Source organism: Neorhizobium sp. T7_12, from assembly GCF_002968535.1.
GTDB classification, from domain to species: domain Bacteria; phylum Pseudomonadota; class Alphaproteobacteria; order Rhizobiales; family Rhizobiaceae; genus Neorhizobium; species Neorhizobium tomejilense.
In genome coordinates, this window is record NZ_PVBK01000038.1 from 1 (window position 1) to 11,156 (window position 11,156).

Sequence of the window (11,156 nt, forward strand, 5' to 3'; positions counted from 1 at the left end):
CTCTCTTGCACATTTCGGCCTCCCAAAGACAATGACAGGCGACGGTACCACGACCCACACGCTCAGTTGTCAGCGGAGGAGTAAGTTCGTTCAGGGGTGGTCAAGGTGCGGAGACAACAGCGCTTACCGACCACGTAAGTAACGGTGGAGATCAATGGAAGTCGACCAGCGGGCGGAACCATGGAGCGTGGGGGGATCGGTGAACTGACGCTCACGCTCCTCGCGGGCAGCAAGATCGCGTTTGGCGCGTTCGATGATCGGGCCAGGATCGCGACCGGAGCGGATGGCGGCTTCCACCGCATCTGCGACTTCCGGGCCGTAGAGTTCCTCAACCTGCCCCCGTGCCGAGCGGGCTTTCAAGTGTCTTCCGGCCTGAAGCGCTAATTTGCCCCATTTCAGGCCGCGCGATATATCGCCTCCAGGGTCACCTAGCGGATTAAACTTATTGCTCACATGACTGCCCCCAGCCCAACCAGAGCGAGAATAACAACCATAAGAGGAAAATCAAGCACCTTAACTCCAGCTTGCAACACAACGAACCGCTCGCCGGCTGTCGTTGAATTGAGGGGGTGTAAGGCCCCTTTCGCATCGGTGGGCATGCTTTCCGGGGCTTTTAAACTACCTCCGCCTCATACCGCCCGCGGCTTTCTGGTCAGTCAGACATAGCGGAGCATGTTGTAGGCAATGGCGTGGATAGAGCGCTTCGTATTGTCCTTCTGATACTGTTGCAGCGATTTCCAAGGAGCCTTTAGATTCCGTAGATTGTTGCGCGCTAACGGAATGGTCAGACACGATGAACTCCGGAAGCAAGCGAAAGGGCAGAATGCCCTTATTTTTCCAATACCGTGGCCTGAATATTTCCTTGTCCGACCAAACTATAACTGCCAGAACAACTCTAATGCGCTTCGCAAGCATCGAGGTAACAATGAAGATTTTTTTGCTTTTGCTCAGTCTGATTCTGGGGTCGAGCACCGCATTCGCAAATGATGACGTTGAACAGGGATACGGGAGTGGTCCCGACGAGTCTTCTATCCGGAGCGAAGCTGTAGAAAAGAAGTTTGTTGACAGCGAGATCATGTCTTTAGAGGTTCGCTACGGCTTTACATTGGCAATCTGCAATAAGACAAAAACCAAGATGTCGATTGCCCTATACCACAAATTAAACCATTTGGTGCAGACAGAAGATTATGCTGTTCAAGGATGGTATGACATACCCGGCAATGCCTGCGAAACAATCGAGAACATGGCAAAGGGCGATTTCGCGTTTTTTGCCGCTAATGCGAGCGGGCGGGAGTGGGGTGGTAAAGATTTCCGGTTGTGTGTGGAAAAAGGCAGGTTCAAAAAAATTATCTTTCCAGATGCGATCTGCGACAGTGGACTTCGGAAAGGCTTTAAGAAAATACAGATTAATTCTGAAAATGAGACGATTAATTTGAATTAATCATCGATCCACCGTATATATCTCACGTCCTCCTAGGTATACTCCCGGAAGTTTTTCAGATCTTCCATCACGTATTTTGTGATATTCGGTGAATTCTCCATATATATTCACGAAGACCGCGAAGTTATCGTGCTTTTCCATAAAGCCGCTTGCGACCAATTTATGGAAAGCGAGCTTTATGCCGGACTTGGTTGTGTTGAAAATCATGATCTGAACGGCGCCATTCCCACCCCCGCTGTGCAGAACGCTCCCGTTCGCCGATTTACAGAGAATACCGTCACCGTTGGTGATGTAATCGAGATCGCCGTCGTTATCGATATCAACGCTTGTGAGGAAATCGTTCTCAAACGCAACGGTATTGCCCTGGTCGGTTAGGCAAGTGTCGCGAAATTCCTGCCAACCGACTATGATGGCAGGTGGATATTTGGGGACATCAGGCAACTCCGGAGTCGGGTTCGAAACAGCGCCGTTTCTGGGTGGAGCCTCGCCATCCGCCCATTGTTTGAGAACCTGCCTTTTTTCCTTCGGTGCGGTTTTTGCGAGGTCGAGATTGTCCACGTAGAGATCAACGATCCCGACCGGCAGGTTTGCCACCTCAACCTGGTTTGGGCTCCGAATTGCTTCACAGCTGGTAGGTGACGTCGCAGCAAAGAGCTGGTTTTCAAAGATATGGCCACGGTCAGATTCCACGGCGCGATAAACAAGCCAGCTTCCAAACCGCCTGCTGTTATCAAGATATTTTCTCTCGCTAGCATTCAGATTACGCAGACGCATTTGCCAGGTGTCGCCAACGGTTTGCGATTGTCCCGTTTGATCGATCCGCACTGCGAACTGGTCAGACAGAGAGGCCTGCTCGGAACGCGTGCGGATGGCAACAGGCCGATTGCCTACGCCTGCAAACTCGTCTGCCCGTGCCAGGCAAGCCCCCGCGTGTAAGGTTGGCGGGCTGTCGCCGTGTTCAATGATCTTGATATCGCTCCAAGGGACCGGGGTACGTCCGAGCGCTGCCCTCAGTTCGGTTGCGAGACGCTGTCCAGAAATGCCGCTAAGCGTGTAATCTGAAAACGCAGTTATCTCAAAACCATCAGGAGATTGGAATATCACAAAATGGGTGTGGGCGGCTTCGTCTGCCGACTGGCATGTAAGGCTTTGGTATGAAGTCTGGGCATTAAAGGCTTCATTTTGTGTCTTCGTAACCTGCCCTTGGCAGTTCTTTGCGGTTTGGTCTATTTGCTGGCCTACAAATTCTGCAGCGGTCTTAAAGGGAACTCCGGAGGTGGTTGGGACGAAGGCCACACGGCCTTTTGCTTCGCCGGAGACAAACTCCGCATCGGCGCCCTCTCGTGTTGAGAGGAAACGGGTTAGGATGCCCTGTGAGAAAGCGCCGTCGAGGAAGAGACTTCTGATGTCGTTGAATACCCGCCAGCGTTGGTTACATAGCTCGCCGTTAAGTGGTCCTTCGCAATCAGGTCTTTTTCCGTCCACTTTAAAGGGTACGTATATCCAATCCGTGACCTTGAGACTTTCGCCAATCGCCACCTCGCCTTTGGTAGCTCTGCCGTAGAAGCCAATGTTACGCACCTGCGGGCATTCGCTTTCAATGCCGCTACGAATACGGCCCAGCATCTGCTGAAAGGCTTCCGAGCCATCCGTGAGAACCCCGGCGTCTTTGGATTTCAGGTCTACGGTTACGCCCTTGTTACACCAGGCCGCACCGCCCCTAACCTGAAACGAAATCGGTAGCTGCTGTGATTGTCCATGAGGCGCTTCCACAGGAGCCGCGTTGGCCCCTGTGGCTAAAAGTATGAAAACTATGGGGGCTAAACGGACCATCCGTTAGGCCCCTTGCAGCCGCTCACGGTGTCCGTTGACACCTGACCATTCGCCGAGGTGACATTCTGCTGCACTGTGCGGCATAGTTGTCCGTCAGCATTGCTGGTGCGAATGACCTTCGTGCTTCCACGCACCCCTGTTTTGCCGTTTCGGAACGACCTGGAGGCGCCGGTCCTGATAGAAGCTGTGGTTATGGAATTTAGGCGTTCCCGGTCCTGTGCATCAAGTTGCGCGCCAATGCCGCCACCTATGAGGCCGCCCAGTACGGCTCCGCCTATACCGGCCACTACACTCCCGCCGCCGCTTCCGAACTGTGAACCGATCAACCCACCTGCCAAGGCGCCGATCACAGCACCAGATTGCTGTTTCGGTCCGGTGGTTTCGCAGGACGATAAGCCGATCACTAGGACGATTACTGTTGCCAGCTTCAATCTATTCATAATTCCCCTCATTAGTAGCAAGACTGTGGGTTTGCTGTTGTGATATCGGCTCCCCGCATCCCAGGACCGCATCTCCCGCCCTGATTGCTACCTCCACCCAAAAGGGTATTTAGTAGGAATTGCTCCATTGCAGATCCTCCATTACGGGTTCCGTTGTTGGATGGGCGATTATTCCTCGTATTTTGACGAGGAGGATTTGGTTTGGAAGATTGATAGGTTTGGCCAGAATACTGGCTTTCGTATTGCGCGGATGAAGGCGGATTATATTCATACTTGGAGAAAGATCCACCAGAGGTAGGCTTGTCAATAATTCGCGACTGAGTAGGTTTGTTAGCCGTTACCTCGTCTTTACCGGGAGCAAAATTCATCAAATTATATTGATTTATGACGCTTTTCTCACCTGTAATGCTATTATCATTTTTTGTAAAACCTAGTAACGACATTGCGGAATCAAAGTATTTCCCAGCATCTTCATGCGCTTGTTTTACCGGCTCCCAATCGTCAATGGTTTTGTAACCATTTGCTCTAGCAGCCTGCTCCCTTTCAGCTGCAGCCTGGCCATAAGTGTCGAAATTCCTTACAGCAGTCTCCGCCTGAAACTTTGCGCTATCAATAATTTCGGTAGCACGACCTATAGTTCCAGCGGCCGTAGCACCACATGTGCTTGGACCATACGCGCATCCTACACCTACAACGACGCCAGCCGCTGGATACACCACAGCTCCAGTTACGAAATCGGCCGCTCCGCGAGCAATTACAACATGAGGTACATTCTGATAGGCGGGCTCTCTGCTCTCTAGTTCCGCTCCTATTACCGCACCGACCCCACCCAGCCCCTTGAGTGTGGCCCGGACGGCCGGTTTGAAGCTACGAACCTCTGCTCCAACACTTACCATAGACAAGCTATCTTCAAAAGCATCGGCAAACGTTTCAGTACAGAGAGTGTTGAATATTAGTAATATTAAGCTGTTAGCTAAAAACGCTTTCCTCAAAGGCCAAACCTCAAAGCGAGCAGCGGTATGCTGCGCAAACAGAACCTATCTAGCGTATCACTAGCGATAATAAAAAAATCATGCAATATTAAGTCATGAACAAATCAGCAAAAGTCTGTCTAATGCTCATTCTCGCGAGTTTCGTTGCGCTTCGCGCCCAAGCCGCAACATCTGTAAAAGAGATGCAAGAGCAAGCTACGCTAAACGGACTATATTTTGGTCCGAAGGACGGAAAGATAAACTTGGATACCGTGGTCGCAGGCGTGAAAATGTGCAGGCTGGACAAATCGTATTGTGAATTATCGGACAGTATATCTAAAAATTTCTACATCGATAGAGCTAACATATTGCGGTATGCGCTTGTTTTTAAAAAAGAAATATTTAGTGAATTAAGATCTGTAATTGGAAATACGCCCGTTTTGAATGCCATCACTTCGGATCCAGCTCCATACTTATCGTCATTGATGCGTGGGTCGTTAGTTTCGAATATACTGTTCGACAAACAAAATGAATACATTGTCTATAACAATCCAACTATAAGTGTTGTTACAATATTCAAAATTGAAAATGGGGCGCCTACTTACATAAAATTACTAACGACGGAAAATTTGCTTTCGCAACCGGCTTCTGTTCTACCGAACTGGTTGGTGGCTAATGGTCATAACCTCAAGCTTATATCCAACAATGTGAAGAACGTTAGAGAACTTTTTTCATCGCAAGACGTCACTATTAATAGAATTTTTGAAAGCACTTTAAGCGAATCAGAAATCTCTATTTTGATGGAACGAGTCGTTCATACTGTTGATAACGTTACACCAGATGCATTTAAATGCGGCAACATATTAGACAACATGGCGAAAGTTAAAGGAGGCTTATTGAAAGAATACAATAATTTTATTGAAAAATCGCTGTCTAATCCATACCTGCGAGAATCTTCATTTGTTCCGTCAAATGGATTTGCCGTGAAGGATGCTTCTTATATTAGGCTGTATTCTGATTTTGTAAATCCCGAGTATATGGCGATAGTTCATATTAAAAATGATGGATGCGTAATAAAAAGCATAAATTTCCCATTATTGTTTATGTAATCATCAGAAACATTACTCCACAAAGTCGATTTTTACGATAATTGCTATTTTCTTCTGCCTCATATCGGTTGCCATATCGCGATTCATGGTGTTTTATATACGACGCATCGTAAATAGGAGCTATGCCATGCTTATATATAATGTCCCTTAGAAGTCGCCGTTTGTAAAAGACCGCTTCCCTCGCAGCCAATAAGGCGGCTTGGTCGGTAGGCAGGAGAAGCATAATAGTCAACATCACCATGTAATCTGCAGTTCAGGATACTCGGTGTTGACTGTTGGGCGGAGTGGATCCTGTGCGAGATACTCGGTGTTGACTGTTGGGCGGAGTGGATCCTGTGCGAGATACGTAGGGCGCCACGTATAGTGGAATTGCTCCTGGTCGAGCCACACTTCGAGGGCCTTGGCCGCATCTGTATCGGAGAGATCGAAGGGCCATTCCTGAACGATCCGGTAGTACCGGAAACCATTGAAAGCCAGCTCGTCGATAAAAGAGGCGACCTTAGCGGGTTTGAATATTTGGTTTGCGTAGGCGGTGCGCTGGCGTGTGGCCATGAGATAGTTTCCCTCGGAGCGTTTCATCAGAAGGCACTCCCCAGATAGGTATCGGTGATCTTCAGGCGGCCATGGCCGAGTTCGGCGGATATCTGACGCCGCGCAGACCGGTCGGCCTGTTGTTCGGCCGCGGTCATGTCGATCCAGCGCTTCCCGCCAGCGAACGGACACTTCGCCCCGGTCAACGCCTCGTAGCGGTGCTGGGCGTAGGCATGACGGAAGCCATGGGTATTCCGCAGCCCGGCTTTGAGGGTGTGATATTCAAAGCGCTTGAGCTGCTCGATGTAGCTGAGGTGGTCCGGAATCATCGAGTTCTTGCCTTTGATGAGCGTGATCGCGTGCTCCAGCACCTGACGCTGCTCCAGCGTTGTGATCGGCACGGTGCGGGCCCGGCCGCCCTTGGTCCAACTGCCCTGCAGCGTGATGTGGTCAGCACGGACGGCAGCCAGCGGCTGGAATTTCAACGCCTCCTCGCGGCGCAGACCGAACGCGACCTGAAGCAGGACCGAGGCTCGGATGTAGGGGCATTCAATCGCGCGGAACTTGCCCATGTCGAGCGTCTGCGCGCGGTTGCGCATGGCTTCGCCGCGTTCGCCGACGCCGTAGGTCCGGTTATCGCGGTGGATGACGTTGGATTTGCCGACCTTCTCCGCCCACCAACGCAGGAAGGTCAGGCGATTGCGGATGGTGGCGTCCGTCTTATCTTCGTTCAGCCATTTCTCGACCAGTGCTTCAGCGTGTTTCGGTTTCAGCGAGCCGGTATTGGGAAGTTGGTAGCCGAGGTCGGTCAGTTCCGCCGCCATGGCGGCGAGGCCGCGCTTGCGGTTGGTTTGCGTGCCATAAGAGCCATCACGGTTACGGCGGCACAGCCGTACCAGGTCCATGGTGAGATCGTCCATCTTGCTCAAGTCCATTTTGCGGTGAGTGTTGATGGCCGATGCCTGTCCGTAGATCAGGTCACCCCGCGAAGTATCCGCGGCCGGGGCCGGAATGCTGGATTATTCTCCTTTGCGGTAAGAGCCGCCCGAGCCAGCCTGGTGGCTGGCCTGTTTGGTTTGCCCTGTTGGGCGGTCGACATGACCTTGCAGGCATGGCGACAATTGCCGCCGCCGTGGCGGCGCGCGGATAAAGTGAGCGTACATAGCTCTCTCCTGTTGGTTGGGAAAACGGTTCGTGAGATGGATCCGCGGTTGCGTGATCTGAGGAGATTGTGGACGGAGCCGTGTGAGAATGACCAGCCCGTTGCGCTTAAAATGATCATCCTAGCGAGGCGGGACGGCCTCGGCATTTGGGTGTCATGTGGGGTCCTCTGGCGAAAACCCCCGAAACTGTGGGGATGCCGCAGGTCCGTCACTCCCCAATGGATTGGCGAGTGACGGACGGCTTGCCGCCCGCCATGTCGGACATAACATGTCCGAATGGGAAGGGCCGCCCCTCCCAAACCCTCCCCCTTGGGCCGCTTTTGGCCTGCGGCCGCCCAGCATCCCAGCGGGGGACTTGGCAACCCCCGCACCCCTGCTCTTGCGGCTCTAAAGGCCGCAGCGGGTTACACCCGCTTTTGCAGTTTTCGGGCTGGGTCGTCTCGCTCGCGTGATGGGCGCTCTACTCGCTTCCCAGTCCTCAAACCGCAATGGCCGCCTGCGGCCCAGCATTACTTTGCTCCTTGCGTTAGCTGCAAGCCGACCACCGTTTTAACGCCACTCCTTTTACGGGAGAGCCCATACACCCCGAAAGGGCGAATGAGACCCCGTATAAAAACCCTGGTTGCACTCGGCATTTATTATGCTAATATCACAAGTGATTTTTTCACAAAAGAGGCTTTCAGATGCTCCCCGAACAAATGCGTGCGGCCCGTGCAGCACTTAATTGGTCCCTTGATCGCTTGGCCGAGAAATCCGGCGTGCACCGCAATACGCTTTCCAATTTCGAAACACGAAAATTCGAAGGCGACCCGGCCAAAGTGGCGGCTGCAAAAAGAGCCCTTCGTGCGGCTGGCATTCTCTTCATCGAGGAAGGCACGGAAGCGGCGGGTGTGCGTCAACGCAGATATCGGGTCGGCGATAGAGTGAGTTTCCGGCGGCCAACGACGGTCGGTGGTCGCCACTTCGCGCCAAGCGACATTGGGACGGTTGTGCAGGTCGAAGGGCATCCACCCGCCATTGGGCCGACCTATCGTATCGCTGTGGAATTTGCCGATAGCCTCCCACTGTCCCTTATTTTCCAGTTTGAATTCGAGCTTGTCGCGGCGTCGCCGAATATCTCACTTCGCGAGTTCGTGGAAAACAGTGGTTATTCCGTGATCCCGAACGGACACTTTATTATCAACCCAGCTGGTGACACTGAGATCGGAATGGAGACAGACCTTTCAAAACTTCCGACCGAAGTCGGCGCATGGATCGTGATTCCTACAGCAGACACCGACCTTCTCAATGAGGTCGAAGCTCGGGGCTTTTGGCGACAAGAAGCATCGCAGACCTTGTATCTGTTGTGGCGGCAGTTTCCTGCCGGAGCCAGCCCCACATCATTCAACAGGTTATGAGCCTGAGCAATACACTCATATGACATTGATTTTGTTTATATTTTTTATCTGAATATTTTTTGTGTTAATTTCCGTGCTAATTTCGCTCAAAAATCTCACAAACTACCCACTTATAAGCTGCAACCATGTTCAATCTTCCCCTTGGAGAAGCTGGAATGTCGAATGAGATCGAGCTGGCGACGGAAACGGCCAAAGCCACGCAAGAGGCTTCAAAGACCATCGGGAAAGGGATTGATCTAACCCAACGCTTCGGAGGTTTTTTGGAGCGCGTTTTCGGCCGCGCAATCGAAGACACTGTCGGGCTCTATTGGACCGATGTAGTTGCAATGAAGCGAATTGAAGCCTCGATTTACGACGTTGAAAAACTGGTCTCCCTATTGGAGAAAGCGCAGCAACGACTTGATGAAAAGGGCGTTTCAACAATCCGGCTGGTTCCGGCCAAGGTTGCTTTACCCCTTCTCGAATACGCCACCGTAGAACATGAGGAAGACCTACACACCCTCTGGGCCAATCTATTGGCTACGGGAATGGATGCGCAAGAGGAGCAAATCCACCGCAAATATGTAACTACACTTGGCGAAATGACCGCTGAAGACGCTTCTGTCCTCGGTGCCATGTTCAAAGAGGCGGAAAAAGACACCTCCAAGAAGGAAACCAGAGACGATAGCCTTGTATATGGTCCCGGTGTCGATGGCACATATAACTATGATGTCACGGCCGTCATCACCTTGAATAGACTTGGCCTAATTGAGCCGTCTTACATCAAATTTAAAACCTTCGTCCCAGGTGGACACGACGATAGGTATGGAGATTATGGGCCTACTCAAAATGAGGTTAGTTTCCCCGGCGACCTGTCGAGCGTCAACATAACCGAATTCGGCTTTTCATTTGGACGAGCAATAGGATTACATAACCCCTAGCCTATGGACAAATGGGGTCTTGTGATGTGACAATTTGTCGTTTATAACACGACAAATTGTCACGAAAGGAGAATCCATGGAAGACGAAGAGATTGACGGCGATGAATTCTTCAATCGCAAAAGAACCCCAGAAGAGATCGCTCAAGAATGGCGTGAGGCCTTAGCCGAGCTTGGGCTGTCGGCGGTTGAGCTGGCCGATTTTATGAAGAAAAATGGGGGGGATTACCGGCCGTATGCAACGATTCTCCGCAGCATTCAGCGGATGATTTTAGGAGAAATCCGCGTCTCCGGAGAGATGTTTGTTATTGTCCGGATGCTGCTTAGACAGCACCTCCGCCTCAAGGAGCGTCACCCTGCTTTGCAATGGGTTCAGCATCCCACCGGCGTCTTCACAGCCGAAGTTGAGGATTGGTCCGTTTCCCTATCGCCCCAGTCCAAAGGCCGTTGGATTGTGATTGGCACCGATCCCAGCGGCTCCAGCCCTCAATTTGGCAGATGGCAGCAAGGTATTACAGCCGCCAAAAACAAGGCCCTCGTATGTGTAGAGGAAGGAATGAGTGAATTCGCTTATTCGAGAGCCGAGCACGCCAAATTTGAAAAGACGACCACACCGAAATAACCGCGACTGTAATTTCCCATGCCATTCACATCTAATCGTTGATGCCAACACCCTTTCCTTCTTGTTGTCCCGTGTTCTGACGATCGCGCATCTAGTCTATCTCCCGCTCGAGGTAAGGAGGCCAGCGCAATTGCCTTTCGACAAACCTTCCTCATAGCTATCACTGGGAAACACCGATGTTTGCCAAACCCGTAAGACCGGAGAGATTTATGGTATCAAACTGCCAGCGGGGCAGCTGATTCTTCTGGACAATCGAATTGAGCCTGTTCTCCAGTTCCTCCTTATTTTCCACGCCCAGCAAACCTTTGATTTTTTCAAAATATCGAAGGGATTTAGCACGCGCGAAAATCTCGAAGGGACCGGAAAATCGATCCGCATAGAGAAGGGTCTCGGGCCACCAGCCTCGCCACCCCCCAAGACTTTCGCCGCGCAAATACAAGATGAAGTCAGCGGTCATTATGGAATTGAAATCTAAGCCGGTGCCTGTATTCCGCTCCTTGAGCATATCGGCGCGCACCGATAGGCGCCGCAACTCCAAGCGCTGGTTCCGGAGATCGAGCGATTTCATCGGCGTACGGAAAACTGCGAAGGAATGCAGCTTATTGGTAAGCGCTGTTGTCTCCGCACCTTGACCACCCCTGAACGAACTTACTCCTCCGCTGACAACTGAGCGTGTGGGTCGTGGTACCGTCGCCTGTCATTGTCTTTGGGAGGCCGAAATGTGCAAGAGAG

The 11,156-nt window shown here is 51.7% G+C and carries 11 protein-coding genes and 1 pseudogene; 5 read left to right on the forward strand and 7 right to left on the reverse strand.

Features of this window, described 5'->3' with window-relative positions; translation table 11 throughout:
• Positions 1-123: 123 nt before the first annotated feature.
• Positions 124-360 (reverse strand): hypothetical protein, encoded by a 237-nt coding sequence (locus tag C5J26_RS32195; protein ID WP_245441359.1) that lies wholly within the window; start codon positions 358-360, stop codon positions 124-126.
• 565 nt (positions 361-925) lie between these two features.
• Between C5J26_RS32195 and C5J26_RS32200 the strand changes: the two genes are divergently transcribed.
• Entirely contained in the window at positions 926-1,441 is a 516-nt protein-coding gene (locus C5J26_RS32200; RefSeq protein WP_172746231.1) for a DUF1036 domain-containing protein, read from the forward strand.
• On the opposite strand, the gene C5J26_RS32205 is transcribed toward C5J26_RS32200, so the two are convergent.
• From C5J26_RS32205 to C5J26_RS33040, 3 genes and pseudogenes are all read right to left on the reverse strand, one after another.
• The gene (locus tag C5J26_RS32205; RefSeq protein WP_105405467.1) at positions 1,442-3,274 is read right to left on the reverse strand and encodes a hypothetical protein; all 1,833 of its coding nucleotides are present in this window, start codon (positions 3,272-3,274) and stop codon (positions 1,442-1,444) included.
• 245 nt (positions 3,275-3,519) lie between these two features.
• Positions 3,520-3,786 (reverse strand): annotated as a pseudogene (locus C5J26_RS33775) (glycine zipper 2TM domain-containing protein); the annotation flags it as partial.
• Entirely contained in the window at positions 3,726-4,706 is a 981-nt protein-coding gene (locus C5J26_RS33040; RefSeq protein WP_172746233.1) for a hypothetical protein, read from the reverse strand. The pseudogene C5J26_RS33775 and the gene C5J26_RS33040, both read right to left, overlap by 61 nt.
• Positions 4,707-4,801: 95 nt before the next feature.
• Between C5J26_RS33040 and C5J26_RS33045 the strand changes: the two genes are divergently transcribed.
• Positions 4,802-5,794, forward strand: coding sequence for a hypothetical protein (locus C5J26_RS33045; protein ID WP_172746234.1), 993 nt, complete (start codon positions 4,802-4,804; stop codon positions 5,792-5,794).
• A gap of 234 nt (positions 5,795-6,028) precedes the next feature.
• On the opposite strand, the gene C5J26_RS32215 is transcribed toward C5J26_RS33045, so the two are convergent.
• Positions 6,029-6,373, reverse strand: a complete 345-nt coding sequence (locus tag C5J26_RS32215; protein WP_105405469.1) for a hypothetical protein — start codon at positions 6,371-6,373, stop codon at positions 6,029-6,031.
• A complete protein-coding gene (locus tag C5J26_RS32220) occupies positions 6,373-7,245 on the reverse strand; it encodes a phage integrase N-terminal domain-containing protein (RefSeq protein ID WP_105405473.1) in 873 nt (290 codons plus the stop codon). The genes C5J26_RS32215 and C5J26_RS32220 overlap by 1 nt, the downstream gene beginning before the upstream one ends.
• A gap of 926 nt (positions 7,246-8,171) precedes the next feature.
• On the opposite strand from C5J26_RS32220, the gene C5J26_RS33050 reads away from it, so the two are divergent.
• From C5J26_RS33050 to C5J26_RS32235, 3 genes are all read left to right on the forward strand, one after another.
• The gene (locus tag C5J26_RS33050; RefSeq protein ID WP_172746235.1) at positions 8,172-8,885 is read left to right on the forward strand and encodes a helix-turn-helix domain-containing protein; all 714 of its coding nucleotides are present in this window, start codon (positions 8,172-8,174) and stop codon (positions 8,883-8,885) included.
• Positions 8,886-9,040: 155 nt separating this feature from the next.
• Entirely contained in the window at positions 9,041-9,805 is a 765-nt protein-coding gene (locus tag C5J26_RS32230) for an Abi-alpha family protein (RefSeq protein ID WP_172746236.1), read from the forward strand.
• A gap of 76 nt (positions 9,806-9,881) precedes the next feature.
• Positions 9,882-10,424 (forward strand): hypothetical protein, encoded by a 543-nt coding sequence (locus tag C5J26_RS32235; RefSeq protein ID WP_105405471.1) that lies wholly within the window; start codon positions 9,882-9,884, stop codon positions 10,422-10,424.
• A gap of 160 nt (positions 10,425-10,584) precedes the next feature.
• Here C5J26_RS32235 and C5J26_RS32240 read toward each other — a convergent pair whose 3' ends face one another.
• Complete coding sequence (locus C5J26_RS32240; RefSeq protein WP_105405472.1) at positions 10,585-10,992, reverse strand: hypothetical protein; 408 nt, start codon at positions 10,990-10,992, stop codon at positions 10,585-10,587.
• Between the last annotated feature and the right edge of the window lie 164 nt (positions 10,993-11,156).